This window comes from Streptomyces tateyamensis (genome assembly GCF_003205575.1).
Taxonomy (GTDB): domain Bacteria; phylum Actinomycetota; class Actinomycetes; order Streptomycetales; family Streptomycetaceae; genus Kitasatospora; species Kitasatospora tateyamensis.
Genome location: NZ_PYBW01000020.1, coordinates 1 through 15,324, shown reverse-complemented (window position 1 = coordinate 15,324; position 15,324 = coordinate 1). Strand labels below are relative to the sequence as shown.

The 15,324-nt window shown below is 73.2% G+C and carries 10 protein-coding genes; 2 read left to right on the top strand and 8 right to left on the bottom strand.

Annotated elements, in window-relative coordinates; genetic code table 11:
• Window positions 1-127: 127 nt before the first annotated feature.
• The gene (locus C7C46_RS05805) at window positions 128-2,239 is read right to left on the bottom strand and encodes a DNA gyrase/topoisomerase IV subunit B (RefSeq protein ID WP_110666402.1); all 2,112 of its coding nucleotides are present in this window, start codon (window positions 2,237-2,239) and stop codon (window positions 128-130) included.
• A 517-nt stretch (window positions 2,240-2,756) separates the two neighbouring features.
• Here C7C46_RS05805 and C7C46_RS05800 point away from each other — a divergent pair.
• Window positions 2,757-2,987, top strand: a complete 231-nt coding sequence (locus C7C46_RS05800; RefSeq protein WP_110666400.1) for a DUF7455 domain-containing protein — start codon at window positions 2,757-2,759, stop codon at window positions 2,985-2,987.
• A 113-nt stretch (window positions 2,988-3,100) separates the two neighbouring features.
• Here C7C46_RS05800 and C7C46_RS05795 read toward each other — a convergent pair whose 3' ends face one another.
• The 7 genes from C7C46_RS05795 to C7C46_RS05765 all read right to left on the bottom strand — a co-directional run bounded on the left by C7C46_RS05795 (window position 3,101) and on the right by C7C46_RS05765 (window position 13,487).
• On the bottom strand, window positions 3,101-3,982 hold the full coding sequence (locus tag C7C46_RS05795; RefSeq protein ID WP_110666398.1) for a S1 family peptidase: 882 nt from the start codon (window positions 3,980-3,982) through the stop codon (window positions 3,101-3,103).
• 223 nt (window positions 3,983-4,205) lie between these two features.
• Window positions 4,206-5,849 carry an RNA polymerase sigma factor gene (locus C7C46_RS05790; RefSeq protein ID WP_425470024.1) on the bottom strand — a complete coding sequence of 548 codons (1,644 nt, stop codon included), beginning with the start codon at window positions 5,847-5,849 and terminating at the stop codon, window positions 4,206-4,208.
• Between the two features lie 514 nt (window positions 5,850-6,363).
• Complete coding sequence (locus tag C7C46_RS05785; protein WP_110666394.1) at window positions 6,364-7,296, bottom strand: FadR/GntR family transcriptional regulator; 933 nt, start codon at window positions 7,294-7,296, stop codon at window positions 6,364-6,366.
• Window positions 7,297-7,495: 199 nt separating this feature from the next.
• Window positions 7,496-8,320, bottom strand: a complete 825-nt coding sequence (locus tag C7C46_RS05780; RefSeq protein WP_110666392.1) for a hypothetical protein — start codon at window positions 8,318-8,320, stop codon at window positions 7,496-7,498.
• Between the two features lie 4 nt (window positions 8,321-8,324).
• Window positions 8,325-10,277, bottom strand: coding sequence for an ATP-binding cassette domain-containing protein (locus tag C7C46_RS05775; RefSeq protein ID WP_110666390.1), 1,953 nt, complete (start codon window positions 10,275-10,277; stop codon window positions 8,325-8,327).
• 183 nt (window positions 10,278-10,460) lie between these two features.
• On the bottom strand, window positions 10,461-11,204 hold the full coding sequence (locus C7C46_RS05770; protein WP_110666474.1) for an NUDIX hydrolase: 744 nt from the start codon (window positions 11,202-11,204) through the stop codon (window positions 10,461-10,463).
• 153 nt (window positions 11,205-11,357) lie between these two features.
• On the bottom strand, window positions 11,358-13,487 hold the full coding sequence (locus C7C46_RS05765) for a glycogen debranching N-terminal domain-containing protein (RefSeq protein WP_245984218.1): 2,130 nt from the start codon (window positions 13,485-13,487) through the stop codon (window positions 11,358-11,360).
• 507 nt (window positions 13,488-13,994) lie between these two features.
• Between C7C46_RS05765 and C7C46_RS05760 the strand changes: the two genes are divergently transcribed.
• A complete protein-coding gene (locus C7C46_RS05760; RefSeq protein ID WP_110666388.1) occupies window positions 13,995-15,308 on the top strand; it encodes an alpha/beta fold hydrolase in 1,314 nt (437 codons plus the stop codon).
• The last annotated feature ends 16 nt before the right edge of the window (window positions 15,309-15,324 follow it).

The following is a 15,324-nucleotide window of genomic DNA, read 5'->3' as shown; positions in this document are numbered from 1 at the left end:
TCAACGCGAAGGGGGTTCTCCACCCGTGGGTGGAGAACCCCCTGGTACCGACTGGTGCGAGGTGGAGAACCCCCGCTACGCAGGCATCCGGCCGGCCCGCCGACGGGCCGGAGCGGCCCGCCCCCGGTCAGGCATCGATCCGGGACCGGTCCATGGTCGCCGCCGAGTCCACGATGAACTCCTTGCGCGGCGCCACGTCGTTGCCCATCAGCAGGTCGAAGACCTGCTCGGCGGCGTCCAGGTCGCCCAGGTTGATCCGGCGCAGGATCCGGTAGCGCGGGTCCATGGTGGTCTCGGCCAGCTGGTCGGCGTCCATCTCGCCGAGGCCCTTGTACCGCTGGACCGGCTCCTTCCAGCGCAGCCCCTTGGCCTGGAACTCCAGCATGGTCCGGCGCAGCTCGCCGTCCGAGTAGGTGTAGTGGTACTTCTCCTGGCCGCGCTTGGGATTGGTGAGCTCGATCCGGTGCAGCGGCGGCACCGCGGCGAAGACCCGGCCCTGCTCCACCATCGGGCGCATGTACCGGTGGAAGAGGGTGAGCAGCAGGGTGCGGATGTGCGAGCCGTCCACATCGGCGTCGGCCATGAAGATCACCCGGCCGTAGCGGGCCTGGTCGATGTCGAAGGTCCGCCCGGAGCCGGCTCCTATCACCTGGATGATCGCCGCGCACTCGGCGTTCTTCAGCATGTCCGAGACCGAGGCCTTCTGGACGTTCAGAATCTTGCCGCGGATCGGCAGCAGTGCCTGGAACTCGGAGTTGCGGGCCAGCTTGGCGGTGCCCAGCGCCGAGTCGCCCTCGACGATGAACAGTTCGCTGCGCTCCACGTCGTCGCTGCGGCAGTCGGCCAGCTTGGCGGGCAGCGAGGAGGTCTCCAGCGCGGTCTTGCGACGCTGCGCCTCCTTGTGCTGGCGCGCCGCCACCCTCGTCCTGGCCGCGGCCACCACCTTTTCCAGCACCGCCCGGGCCTGGGCCTTCTCGTCCTTCTTGGAGGAGCCGAGGAAGGCCTTGAGCTCGCGGGCCACCACTGCGGCCACGATCCGGTTGGCCGCCGAGGTGCCCAGCACCTCCTTGGTCTGCCCCTCGAACTGCGGCTCGGCCAGCCGGACGGTGACCACCGCGGTCAGGCCCTCGGTCGCGTCGTCCTTGGTGATGTCGTCCTCGGCGACCCGGAGCAGCTTGGCGGCGCGCAGCGCCTCGTTGACCGTCTTGGCCAGTGAGCGCTCGAAGCCGGTGACGTGGGTGCCGCCCTTGGGGGTGGCGATGATGTTCACGAACGAGCGCAGCGTGGTGTCGTAGCCGGCTCCCCAGCGCAGCGCGATGTCCACCCCGAGCTCCCGGGTGACCTCGGTGGGGGTCATGTGGCCGAGCTCGTCCAGCACCGGGACGGTCTCCTTGAAGGTGCCCTCACCGCGCAGCCGGAGCACGTCGCAGACCGGCTTGTCCGGGGCCAGGAACTCGCAGAACTCGCCGATGCCGCCGTCGTAGCGGAAGGTGGCCTCGTCCACCTGCTCGCTCTCGGTGCGCCGCTCGTCACGCACCACGATGGTCAGGCCGGGGACCAGGAAGGCGGTCTGCCGAGCCCGACTGTGCAGGTGCTCCAGCGAGAGCTTGGCCTCCTTGAGGAAGATCTGCCGGTCGGCCCAGTAGCGGATCCGGGTGCCGGTGCGGGCCTTGGGCACCTTGCGGGTCCGGGTCAGCCCGCTGGACGGGTCGAACGGCGCGTCCGGGCTCAGCTCGGTGAAGATGCCGGGGGTGCCGCGCCGGAAGCTGATCGCGTGGGTGTGGCCGTCGCGGTCCACCTCGACGTCGAGCCGGGCCGACAGCGCGTTGACCACCGAGGCGCCGACGCCGTGCAGACCGCCGGAGGCGGCGTAGGAGCCACCGCCGAACTTGCCGCCGGCGTGCAGCTTGGTCATAACGACCTCGACGCCGGACAGGCCGGTCTTGGGCTCCACGTCGACCGGGATGCCACGGCCGTTGTCCCGGACCTCCACCGACCCGTCGTCGTGCAGCAGGACGTCGATCCGGTCGCAGAAGCCGCCCAGCGCCTCGTCCACCGCGTTGTCGATGATCTCCCAGAGGCAGTGCATCAGGCCGCGGCTGTCGGTCGAGCCGATGTACATGCCGGGCCGCTTGCGGACCGCCTCCAGCCCCTCCAGGACGAGCAGGTGCCGAGCGGTGTAGTTGGAGCTGTCCTCCGCGGCGCGTAGGGCGGACGGCACGGTCGTTTCGGCACTCACGCGGTGCACTCCTCCTAAGAGACTTCCTGACTCGGTCCGACGGCGGCGCTCGTCGGACCCACCCCCGGGCAGCCGCCGCGCCCGCTGCCGCACGGCCGCCGCACCTGCTGCCCGACCCTGCGGCTGTACGCGCTGCGCGAACACGGGCCGCGCCCGGTTGGCCGTGCGGAAGCGCCATCTCGCCGCCGCCCGACGGATCCTGGCGGATCGTCGAACCGGCCGCGAGCGCTGGAGCTGCCGGGATGCAGGCTACCGGTGCGCGGGACTGGGCTTATGCTCCAACCCAGTAGGGGATTATGCTACGCCCACCCTCGGACAACAGTTCGAAGATGCGTTCGAGCGGTGGACGGCTCACGGATTCCGGCACGCATGAACCGCATGAACCACCGGCGCCCTGGGCACCTCCTCATCAACAAAGCAGAATCCTCAAAGAAGAAAAGCCACGAGCGGGAACGTTTTCGGCCTGGTTGGATGTTGACCCTGGTACGACAGCTCGTCGAGCTAGAGAAGAGGCGACGTGACTACTGTTCTGACACCTGCGAGCCCGCTCACCGCGGCTGACCGCTGCGACCGCTGCGGCGCCCAGGCCTACCTGCGCGTCGTGCTGGCCAGCGGCGGGGAGCTGCTCTTCTGCGCCCACCACGGGCGGAAGTTCGAGCCGGAGCTCAAGAAGATCGCCGTGGAGATACAGGACGAGAGTGGTCGTCTCGCCACCACGACGGCCTCGGCCACCGAGGACGAGCGCTGAGCCTTCGGCGCTCCATCTGATGCGCTGAGGTCGGCCCTTGCGGGCCGGCCACCGGGCGGCAGGCTGTACAGCCTGCCGCCCGGCGTCATGTCCAGCCGGAGCTAACCGGCCCGTCACAGTTCGGCATCGACCGCGTCGGCGACCGCTGCCAGCCGGGTATACACGCCCGGGTGGCCGGCCTCCGCGCAGCCGGTGCCCCAGGACACCAGGCCGACCAGCCGACCGCCCACCACCAGCGGGCCGCCGCTGTCCCCCTGGCAGGCGTCCTTGCCGCCGTGCGCCTCGCCCGCGCAGACCATTCCGCGGGCGTCGAAGGCCCCGTCCGGGCCTCCCGGGTAGTCGCGCGCACACACCGCGTCGGCCACGATCGGCACCTGCACACCGTGCAGGGCGTCGGCGTAGTTGGCTCGACCGCTGGTGTCACCCCAGCCGTAAACCTGTGCCGAAGTGCCGGGGGCGTACGGCGCGGTCTCGTCCTGGCCGACCATCGGCAGCACCGCTCGCGGATCCTGGGCCGTCTGCAGCGTGAGGACCGCCACGTCCTGCATGTTCTCGTCGAACGAGTACTGCGGATGGATCCAGACCTTGGCCACCGGGACCTCGGCGCCGGCACTGGTGGTCAGATCGGTCCTACCGATCACCACGGTCAGCCCCGGCCGGCCCGTCGGCCGACCCGTGCGCTCGTCGTAGAAGCAGTGGGCGGCGGTCACCACCTTCGTCGGCGCCACCAGGGTGCCGCCGCAGAACTGGCCCGACCGGCTGTCGCCGTACTGGACCCGACTGGCCACCGCGACCACCCAGGGGTGCTGGGTCGCGCTGTCCGCCCAGCCACCCACGATCCGCCGGTCAGCCTGGGCGGGCGAGGCCCCGAGCGAGACCAGGGCGCCCGGCAGCACCGCCAACAGCGCCAGCGCGGCCACCCGCCGGCGGCCACCGGGAAGCGCGCCCAGAACGCGGCGAACACCGGAACCGGACGGAACGGACGAGACGGACATCACAGAAACTCCGAGCGCTTCGACGGCGGCAACCGCCACAGCGTAGTCAGAAACTGACCCTGAGTGCTCGTCGGCGGCCGGTCAACCACCCGGACGGAGGACACGGCGCGCCCGGACGCCTCGGCCAGGAACGCCGGAAGGCCCGGGCGAGTGAGTCCGCCCGGGCCTTCCGGTGCTGCAGTGGGTGCCGCGCTCGGCCGGCGGGCCGGTGGAGCGCTGCCGATCAGTCCAGGTAGTCGCGCAGGACCTGGGAACGCGAGGGGTGGCGCAGCTTCGACATGGTCTTCGACTCGATCTGGCGGATGCGCTCACGGGTGACCCCGTAGACCTTGCCGATCTCGTCCAGCGTCTTCGGCTGGCCGTCGGTGAGCCCGAACCGCATCGAGACCACGCCGGCCTCGCGCTCGCTCAGGGTGTCGAGCACCGAGTGCAGCTGCTCCTGGAGCAGGGTGAAGGAGACCGCGTCGGCCGGCACGACCGCTTCGGAGTCCTCGATCAGGTCACCGAACTCGCTGTCGCCGTCCTCGCCGAGCGGGGTGTGCAGCGAGATCGGCTCACGGCCGTACTTCTGGACCTCGATGACCTTCTCGGGGGTCATGTCGAGTTCCTTGGCCAGCTCCTCCGGGGTGGGCTCGCGGCCCAGGTCCTGGAGCATCTGGCGCTGCACGCGGGCCAGCTTGTTGATGACCTCGACCATGTGCACCGGGATGCGGATGGTGCGGGCCTGGTCGGCCATCGCGCGGGTGATCGCCTGGCGGATCCACCAGGTCGCGTAGGTGGAGAACTTGTAGCCCTTGGTGTAGTCGAACTTCTCGACCGCACGGATCAGGCCCAGGTTGCCTTCCTGGATCAGGTCCAGGAAGAGCATGCCGCGGCCGGTGTAACGCTTCGCCAGCGAGACCACCAGGCGGAGGTTGGCCTCCAGCAGGTGGTTCTTGGCCCGGCGGCCGTCCTCGGCGATGATCTCCAGCTCGCGCTTGAGCTTGGGGGCCAGCTTGTCGGCCTGGCTCAGCTTGTCCTCGGCGAACAGGCCGGCCTCGATCCGCTTGGCGAGCTCGACCTCCTGCTCGGCGTTGAGCAGCGGGACCTTGCCGATCTGCTTGAGGTAGTCCTTGACCGGGTCGGCGGTGGCACCGGCGACGGCGACCTGCTGGGCGGGCGCGTCGTCCTCGTCGTCGTCGGAGAGGACGAAGCCCTCCGACTCCTCCTCCGGCTCGCCCTCGGCCTCGGGCTTGCCGCTGGGCAGGGCCACGTCCTCGACCAGCTCCTCGTCGCCGAGCAGCTCCTCGTCGCCCTTGTCCGTCTTGGCGGTACCGGTGGCGGCGGTCTTCTTGGCAGCCGTCTTCTTGGCCGGGGCGGCCGCCTTCTTGGCCACGGCCTTCTTGGCCGGGGCGGTGGCAGCGGCCTTCTTGGCCGCCGTCGCGGTCGACCCGAGCTCCCCCGACTCGTCCAGCGGAGCCTCCACGGCGACCGAGGTGACGGTGGTGACCGAGGCCACGGCGGCGGGGGCCACGGTCGCGGCCGGGGCGATCCGCACCGGCGGCTTGGTCGGTGCGGCGGGGGTACGGGTGGTGACCGCCTTGGTGGCGGTGCGCTTGGTCGGGCTCTTGGCAGCGACGCTCTTGCGCTTGGCGGCGGACGGCTCGGCCGCGCTCACCATGAGGTCCACCCCCTCCTCAATCAGCACCTGATTGAGGCTGCGCATGACGTTCTTCCACTTGGTGACCGGGATCTGGTCCGCCTCGAATGCCTGACGCACGTCGTCACCGGCGATCTGCCCCTGGGCCTTGCCCCGCTCGATGAGCGCCAGCAGGGCCGCGGACTCTGCGATCTCGGGGGGGAGCGAACGGGAAGTGCTGGCCGACACGAACAACCTCTCGGACGATGAGTGGACTCGAACCCGTACCGGTCCGCCCGAGAGGGCGAGGAAGAAGCACGTACCGAAGGCACGTGGAGGTTCCGACCGGCTCGGACTTGAGGACTGGGGTAGCAGGACGCTGGGCTTGTGGGACGGCAGCAGCGCCGCAGACCAACACAGCATTCTGACATGGCGCGGGTATTCCGGAGCTGCTTCCGCTCCGTACACATCGCTGCCGCTCCCCAAGTGTTACGCATGCCGCTCGTGGCACAGGTCACACGCTCCCCGACGGCCGCTGCGGCCCTCGTGCCGGCGGGCCCTCCGGTGGGGTCGCGGCCGCTGGGGCGCTGACCTCCGGAGGGCTCTGCTGGTGTCCGGCGGTTCCGTGGTCGACTCCGCTCCGTGCTCGGTCCGGGGCCGGTCGGGGTCGGGACCAGCCGCTGACCGGCCGGGGTCCGGGTTCGGACCCGCCTGCCGATCACGGCGGTCCGGACGCCGAGCCGGCCGCTTCGAGGTGTCCGGCTCAGTGCTCCCGCGGGGCGGGCACGGCGTGCTCGACGTCCGGGTGGACCGTGAGCAGGGTGCGCATGGCCACCTCGGCCGCTCCGCCGTCACCGGCGGCGATCGCGTCCACCAGCCGGGTGTGCATGCTCACGGAGGCGTCCGAGGGACGCTCGCAGGCCGTCGCCGGGCCGCCGCTGACCTGCAGCGCCGAACTCACGATCCCGGTCAGGTGCTCCAGCATCCGGTTCCCGGCCAGCTGCAGGACCAGCGAGTGCAGTTCGCCGTCGGCGCGCGAGAAGGTGATCAGGTCACCCTGCGCCGCCGCGTGGCTCATGATCTCGGTCATCTCGGCGAGCCGCTGCTGGATGTCCTCGCGGCCGTGGCCGGCGGCCAGCCGGGCGCCCAGCGGCTCCATCGCCCAGCGCATCTCGAACAGCTCCCGGCGCTGCTCCTCGCGCTGCGGGCCGTAGGCACGCCACTCGATGATGTCGGGGTCGAGGAGGTTCCAGTCACTGACCGGGCGGACCCGGGTACCGACGTTCGGACGGGCGCTGACCAGGCCCTTGGCCTCCAGCACCCGCAGCGACTCGCGGACCACGGTCCGGGACACCTCGAAGCGCTGGCCGATCTCCTCCGGGACCAGCGGGCGGTCGGCGCCCAGATCTCCGGCGACGATCATCTGGCCGAGCTGCTGGACCAGCTGGCCGTGCAGGCCGCGGCCGCGGCTGCTGGTGGCCTTGCGGCCGACCCTGGCGAGGTCGCTCTCCGCCCCCTCCCAGCGGGGGACGGGTGGAGTCGGCCGATCGGCGTAGGAGAAACGGTCGAGTTCGCCGGCGCCGGGCGCGGCGGCCTCGGCGGTGCGGGCGACGGTCATGGCGGGGTGCGCAAGGGTACTCACAGGTCCTTTGTCGGCGATCCGCGCGCGCGGCTTGAGGATTCTCGTGAAAAGCACACGAAAGGGTGATCGCCCATGGCTGGATAATTGACTTCTTATCAGGAAGAAATGGCCGTTCCCGCACGGGCGTTATCGCTCGCCGGCGCCGGGCCGGCCGGTACGGGTGGCCCGGGTGGGCCGGGCGGCACGGACACCGGAGCCCGGGGCCGGCAGATCAGGTCGGGCAGGGTCGGAGGTCTGCGGAGGTGAGGGACGGTCAGAGGGAGCGGCGGCGGAGCTGGGTCAGCAGGCAGGCCGCCAGCAGCAGCACGGTGGGCAGCAGCAGGGTGGCCAGGCTCTGTGCGAGGTGGGTGGGCACGGTGGCAGCGGCTGCCGGGCCGCCGCGGCCGGAGCCGATGTCGAGGGCCGCCAGGCCGGTCCAAGCCGTCCAGGGCGAGCCCGGGGTCCGCAGGTGTGCCGCGGCGGGCAGTCCGCGCAGCGCCGCCGAGCCCGCTGCCAGGACGACCAGGGTCGGCAGGGCACAGAGCAGCAGCACGCCGGCGACGGCACTGCGGGTCAGGGCGGTGGCCAGGATTGCCACCCAGCCCGCGGCCACCACCAGCGCGGTGAAGGTGAGCAGCACCGGCACCGAACGCGGATCGGTGCGCAGGGCACCCGGTGCGAAGAAGCGGGACACCGCGTCGCCGGACGAGGCCGTAAGCCGGATCGCCAGGGCGTTCGCCACCAGGGACAGCACGGCGAAGCCGGCGGCGACCGCGCTGAGCACGACCGATTTGGCCACCAGCAGGCGCAACCGGGCCGCGTACCGGACATGAGCGGCCGTCAGGCCGGGGTGGCGGACTTCGTGTGCCACCCCGAGAGCGCCCAGCAGGCCGACCGCGAGGGCGGCGAGCGGGACCGGGAGCACCGGCACGGCCGCGCTGACCAGGTGGACGGCATCGGCCACGGGCAGCGGGGTCGGGGCGAGCCGGCGGGCCTGGGCCACCGTCAGGGCGAGCTGGGCGACCAGGGCGGTGAGCAGGATCAGCCAGGTCGAGCGGAGGCCGAGGAGGCGACGGCCTTCGTAGGCGAGTACGCGCACGGGGTCACCCGTTCCAGTGGTCGGGCCCGGTCAGGGGCTGCGGGGAATCGGCGGGGAAGCTGTTCAGGGTGGGGACGTCGGCGGGGAAGCTGGTCAGGACCGGGGCATCGGCGAGGGCCGGGGGCACGGGCACGGCGGTGTCCGGCAGGGCTGCAACGCCGAGGAAGGCGGCGAGCCGGTCGCGGGCAGGGCCGGCGAGCGGCATCTGGACCTGCTCGGCCTGCTGATACCGCTCCTCGGCGGGTGGCGGGACGGCCGGCCCGGGGGCGGCAACGCCCGTGGGGGCAGCGCCTGCGGCCCCCGTGAGGGCGGGCTCTGCTGGGCGCAGGCCGACCGGCGTCGTGCCGGGAGCTCCGGCCGCGGCGGGAGCCGGCCGGGGATCGGCTGCGGGGTCGGTTGCGGGGTCGGTTGCGGGCTCGGCCAGGAACGAGGACGTGCGGGCGGGCGCGAGCGTTCGGCCGGACTCCAGCACGCTGATCAGTGCGGCGCCGACTGGTGCCCGGTCGCCCAGGGGTTCGGCCGGCGCCGGTACGGTCACGCCTGCCCCCGGGAGGCCCTCGTGGCCGGCCTCGCCGGCCGCCGGCACGGCTCCGGCAGAGTCTGCGGGCTGCGCGCCGCCCACCGCTCCGTCGGTCATCGGCAGCGCCTGCCCCGGCCGACGAGCCGGGCCGGCCAGCGCCGTCGCCCCGGCCGGCCTGCCGACCGCGTGACCGTCGGGCCCGTCCTGTTCGGCCTGCTGGACCACCGCGGCGTACACCCCGTCAACGGCCACCGTCGCACCAGCCGTGACCGGGACCGTGATCGCCTCCAGAACCGCAGCCGGTGGATCCGCGTGCACCTCGCCGACGGCAGCCGCAACGACCGCTGTCCCCGCGCCGGCGCCCGCTGCGGCCGCGTCCTGCTCCACTGCGGCCGCCCGCACTGCCGTCTCGGTGCTCCGGGTGCTCCTGGTGCCCCCGCCTCCCCCGGCGGCGGCCGCCTCCGGCTGCCGGGCAGTCAGGCCCTGCTCCCCCACGGTGGCCCGGGTCACCCGGCGCAGTTGGACCGTCGGGGCGACCGGTGCCGGTGGCACGACGGGTCGCGGGGCACGCGGCGCCGGCTGCTCGACCACCCGGTCGGCCAGCTCGTGCAGCAGGATGCCGTTCCGGTACGCCAGTTCACCGATCTCGGTGCGCCCCAGGCCGCTGACGGCGAGGCCGGCACCACCGTCGGGCCGAACCGTCGCGCCCTGGGCCATCAGCAGGTCAGCGAGTCGGGCCATCTGCGGGCCGCGGACCGCGACCTCGGGATGCAGCCGGGTGCGCCGGAACTCGGCGAGCGACTGGTCGGCGAGCAACTGCCCGCCGTCCAGGGTCACCACGCGGTCCCCGAGCTGGGCCGCCTCCTGCGGGCTGCGCGTGGTGACCAGCACCGATCCGCCGCCGGCGGCGAAGGCACGGACGAACGCGTGCAGCCACTCCACGTTGCGGGGTGACTGGCCGTCGGTCGGCGCGTCGAGGAGGAGCGTGCCGGGGTCGCCCAGCAGTGCGGCGGCTAGTTCGAGGCGGCAGGTCATGCCGGGCGAGAAGGACCGGAGCCGGTGGTCGGCGACGGTGGCGAGCCGGGTCTGCTCCAGCAGTTCCTCGGCCCGGCGGACAGGCACGCCGACGGCGGCGGCGAGCATCCGCAGGTGCGAACGCGCGGTACGCCCGGGGCTGCCGGCGCGGCGGTACGCGCTGGGCAGCACCACGCCCACCTGCCGCTCGGGCTGACGCAGTTTCCGGTAGGTGGAACCGTCGAACAGGGTCACGCCCGACCCCTGCTCGAGCTCCAGCATCAACCGGAGCGCCGTGGTCTTGCCGGCGCCCTCGGGGCCCAGCAGCACCGTCACCGTGCCCGGTCTGACGACGAATCCGAGATCCAGCAGGGCCGGGCGGCCACGGCGATAGACCTTCGTGAGTCCGCTGGCCTGGATCATCACTGGCTGCTCCCACCTGCTCGGCTGCCCCTGCGGCGTGGCCGCCCCGGATTCAGCACCCTAGGGGGAGCATCGGGAGAATTCGGGCATTGGCCTGCGCGATGCGGACAACTCGCCCGCCCCTCTCACTCGATCAGGGGACAGCAGCGGAACGCGGTGCAGTGACGGGGCCGGCGGGCCGGTTCAGGACTCCGGGCGCAGCATCGGCGGGTTGAGCACGGTGGCGCCGCCGGCCTTGAACAGCTGGGCGGGACGGCCGCCCTGCCGGGTCGTGGTGCCGCCGGACGGCACCAGGAAGCCGGGGGTGCCGGTGACCTTGCGGTGGAAGTTCCGCGGGTCCAGCACCACTCCCCAGACCGCCTCGTAGACCCGCCGCAGCTCACCCACGGTGAACTCCTCGGGGCAGAAGGCGGTGGCGAGCGCGGAGTACTCGATCTTGGAGCGGGCTCGCTCGACCCCGTCGGCGAGGATCAGCTCGTGGTCGAAGGCGAGCGGCTCGCGATCCGTCCGACCGGGCCCGAGCAGTTCGCTCACCGGAGCCCAGCGAGCGCCGCGGGCGTCCCCACCGGGCTTGGGCGTGGGCAGGTCGGGGGCCAGTGCGAGGTGCGCGACGCTGACCACCCGCATCCGAGGGTCGCGCTGCGGGTGCCCGTAGGTGGCCAGCTGCTCGAGGTGGGCTCCGGCCATCACCTGCCCCGGCGACGCGTGCGCCCGCAGGCCGGTCTCCTCGGCCAACTCACGGGAGGCCGCCTCGCCCAGCCCCTCGCCAGGGCGGACGAAGCCGCCCGGCAGCGCCCAGTACCCCTGGAAGGGCGGCTCGCCCCGGCGCACCAGCAGCGCGCAGAGCTCGTGCTCCCGAACCGTCAGCAGTACCAGGTCGACCGTGACTGCGAAGGGGGGAAAGGCCGACGGGTCATAGCGCGACATGGGGTAGATCATAGTCGTCTCTTTGACGATAAACACCGGGTCAGCCGGACTGCGCCCGGCTCGGGCTCCCGGCACGGCTCGACTACCGGGTCCCGTGGCCGGGCGCCGCCCGCCAACGCCTGGACCGCGCTCGGTCAGCGTCTGGCCGGCCGCTCAGTCCTTGCCCAGCAGCAGCTCCGGCGAGGCCTCCTCCACCACGGCCACGCCGATCCGGCTGACCCGCACCGAGAACGGCTCCCCCGCGACCCGCAGGCCGGCCAGCTCCAACTCGCCCAGCGGCGCGGTGGTCACCGGGCGGACGGTGACCCGCTTGGCCGGCACGTCCGGCCGGGTGCCGGCCAGCGCGATCAGGGTGTGCGCCAGCGCGGCCGCCGAGGCGGCTGCCGGCCGGCACGCGGACGGGTGGGGCACCGGCGGGCAGTTCGGCAGCCGCTGCTCCCCGGCGAACATCTCCGGCAGGCGCCCGGAAAACGCCTCCGAAGCGGCGAGCAGGCCCTCCAGCAGGACCTCGGCCTCGTTCTCGTAGCCGGTCGCGGCCAGCCCGGAGACAGCCAGCGCCGTCTCGTGGATCCGCACCGCCCCGCTGCGGTGACCCAGCGGGTTGAACCGCGGCGACTTGGCGCTCAGCGTCCGCAGGCCCCAACCGCAGTCCATGTCCGGGGCCACCAGCCGGTGGGCGACCAGGCGTTCCTGCTCCCGGTCGAGCAGGCCGGGCAGCGCGGCACCGGCACCGGCGAGCCCCAGGTCGAGGAGGTGGCCCACCGAGGAGGACAGCGCGCCCAGCGGTCGGCCGCCGACGGTCAGCGCGGCGGCAGGGCGCCCACCGGAGAGGTCGTCGACCCAGAAGCGCTCACGGAAGCGACCGCGCAACTGCTCCGCCCACTCGCGCCAGCCGGCCGCGTCGGGGCGGCCGAAGGCGTCGAGCAGCTCGGCACCGTGCAGAGCGGCGCGGTGGGCTTGGGCCTGCACCTCGCAGCGCGCTGCGGGCGGCTGTCCTGAGCGGTCCTCGCCGGTGCGACCGAGGTCGGTGACGAAGCCGTCCACCAAGTCGCCCTCGGCATTGGCCCGCATCGCGGCCAGCGCCCGTTCGGCGACCGGCAGCAGTTCGGCGACCTCCCCGGCGGGCATACCCCAGCGCCAGGCCTCCGCCAGCACGGTGACGAACAGCAGGGTGGCCTCGGTGGCCGTGCAGATCGGCGGCAGCTCGGGGCCGCCGTGGCGCAGTGGCCCGGGAATGATCCCCTCGGCCTGGCTGCCCGCGCCGGCCGGCTGCTGTCGGCGGGCGAGGGCCCGCAGGGTGCCGGCCGCCAGCCGGGTGCCCAGCGGCAGCGTGTAGCGCGCCGCCCAGAGCGCGTCCGCGGGGGTCAGGCCGAAGCGCCACGGAGCACCGGAGGCCGCGTAGAGGTCGATGGGCCGGTCGGCGTCGGCCAGCAGCAGGCCGTCGAGCCCGTCCAGTGATCTGGTCAGCAACTGCTCGACCCGCGGGTCGTCGCAGCGGACCCGCAGGTCCGTCCAGGGCGCGGGGACCCCCGCGCCGCGGCCGATCGGCGGGCGGACCGGCGGAGCCGCCGACGGCTCCAGCTCCACCCTCAAGTCCACCGCCCACCGCGCCCCGGGCTGCAGCTCCAAGTCCCAGCGGAGCACTCCGGCCCCGGCCAGAACCGCGTGCGGCGAAGGGCGGGCGCTGACCGTCGCGTTGTGGGTGCGGCCGGTCCAGCGCAGGCCGGCCGACTGGACCTGGGCCGGCACCTCGGGCGGCCTCGCTCCGGCGCCGATCTCGGCGAGGTTGCCCAGGTCCGTGCCGAGCGCGATCTCCAGCGGGATCCTGGCCGGCCGGGCACCCGCGTTGCGCACGGTGATGCTCTCCGCCCCGTCCGCGTGGCGCAGCCGCTCCACCGTCAGGGCCGGATCGGGGTCGAGCTCGCCGGGAATGCGGACCGCACCGATGAATCGTGCCTGCGCGGCCGAGGAGAGGTCGCCCTGCAGCGCCAGCGGCTCGATGCCGCCGAGACGGATCTCCATGCGGCTGACCACGCGCACCCCGGAGCGGAAGAACCCGTGCAAGCCGTCACCACGCAGTTGGCCGTCGGCCCCGGAGGCAGCCATCGCCGGAGCCTTCACGCAGAGCACGTCGGTGTGCGTCGAGGCGGGCGACCGGCGGGCCTGGGTCGCAGGTCGGCCGGGACCGGCGGCCGGGGAGTCGAGCCTGGGCTGTACGCCCGCGCGAGGGCCACCCACCGTCTCGGTCGGCAGCGCGGTCTGCGGTGGCCTGCTGGCCGTCACCGGGTCTCCTCCTGTCGGTCGGCAGCGCGGGCCCGTGTGCGGGGCTGCCGTCGGTGGTCTCCAAGGCGCGCGGGCTGGGCCGCGCGCTCCCTGGCGGGGCACCAGGATCACGGTAGGCCAGACCGGATCACCCGGCGCAGCTTTCCCCACGGACGGGGGCCGCCCACGGCAGTGTGGCCGCAGATGCTCCCCGCAGTGAACGCGGCGCACTGGGCACAGGTCACGCCCCACGGCTCGGCGAACCGGCGTTGGCGCGGTCGGCGCCACCGAGGTGGCTGCCGTCGCTGCCCGCCGACGCTCCGCCGGGCCTCGCCCCCGCGGGGATGGACGGCGCCGCTGCCGCTCATCGAGCGCCAGGATACGGTGCCCGGGTGGCACCGCCCGCACCGGGAAGTGCCCAGGTCGGCGCCGACGGGATTCCGTGGCCAGCGCGGGCGGCGTGCCCGGCTTCGGCGCAGCAGATGGCGCACGGACACCCACCGTGCCGCGCACAGACCGAGGAGTCCGATGTCCGTCGTGATCCGACAGCCAGGCGTCGTCCTGACCGACCATCAGTTCCAGGTGCCGCTCGACCACACGGCGCCGCAGGGGGAGCAGATCGAGGTCTACGCCCGCGAGGTGGTGGCGGCCGGCAAGGAACGGGACGAGCTGCCCTGGCTGCTCTACCTGCAGGGCGGCCCCGGCGGACGGGCCGGCCGCCCGCTGGGACGGGACTCCTGGCTGGACCGGGCGCTGGACGACTACCGGGTGCTGCTGCTGGACCAGCGCGGTACCGGGCGGTCGACCCCGGCCACCCGGCAGAGCCTGCCGCTGCGCGGCGGTGCTGTCGAGCAGGCCGCATACCTGGCGCACTTCCGGGCGGACTCGATCGTGCGGGACGCGGAGTTGATCCGCCGCCGGTTGCTCGGCGAGCACCGCAAGTGGACCCTGCTCGGGCAGAGCTTCGGCGGCTTCTGCACCCTCACCTACCTCTCGCTGGCGCCGCAGGGCGTGCGAGAGGCGCTGGTGACGGGCGGGCTGCCCGGACTGCGCAGCAGCGCGGAGCACGTCTACCGGGTCGCCTACCCTCGGGTGGCCCGGAAGAACGCGGCGCACTACGCGCGCTACCCGCAGGACGTCGAAGCGGTGCGGCAGGTCGCGGGGCACTTGGCCGAGAGGCCCGCCCGGCTGCCGGGCGGCGGGCTGCTCACCGTCGAGGCGTTCCAGGCGCTCGGGCTGCTGCTCGGCTCCGGCACCGGCTCGGACACCCTGCACTACCTGTTGGAGGACGCCTGGATCCGCGGCGCCTCCGGCCTCGAACTGTCCGACACCTTTTTGGGCGGCGCACAGGCTCGGCTCTCCTTCGCCGACGGGCCGCTCTACGCCGTGCTGCACGAGTCCATCTACGGGCAGCGCTCGGTGGACGGCGGTCCGACCGACTGGGCGGCGCAGCGGGTCCGGGCGGAGTTCCCGGAGTTCGACGCCGCACTGGCGCTGAAGGGCGACGGCCCGGTCAGCTTCACCGGGGAGATGATCTACCCCTGGATGTTCGAGACCGACCCGGCGCTGCGACCGCTGCGCGAGACGGCCGAGGCGCTGGCGGCGCACACGGACTGGCCCGACCTGTACGCACCGCAGGCGCTCGCGGCGAACGAGGTGCCGGTAGCAGCGGCGGTCTACCACGACGACATGTACGTGGACACCGCTGACTCGCTCGCTACCGCCGACGCGGTGCGGGGGCTGCGGACCTGGGTGACCAACGAGTGGGAGCACGACGGCCTGCGGACCAGTGGCGGCCAGGTGCTGGACCGTCTGATCCGCATGGTGCGCGGACAGGTCTAGTACTACAGGGATAGAT

Excerpts from the sequence above, each read along its gene's own strand:
- C7C46_RS05795 (WP_110666398.1), bottom strand. The coding sequence starts at position 3,982 with ATGTCCGTCTCGTCCGTTCCGTCCGGTTCCGGTGTTCGCCGCGTTCTG.
- C7C46_RS05775 (WP_110666390.1), bottom strand. The coding sequence starts at position 10,277 with ATGATCCAGGCCAGCGGACTCACGAAGGTCTATCGCCGTGGCCGCCCG.
- C7C46_RS05770 (WP_110666474.1), bottom strand. The coding sequence starts at position 11,204 with ATGTCGCGCTATGACCCGTCGGCCTTTCCCCCCTTCGCAGTCACGGTC.
- C7C46_RS05760 (WP_110666388.1), top strand. The coding sequence starts at position 13,995 with ATGTCCGTCGTGATCCGACAGCCAGGCGTCGTCCTGACCGACCATCAG.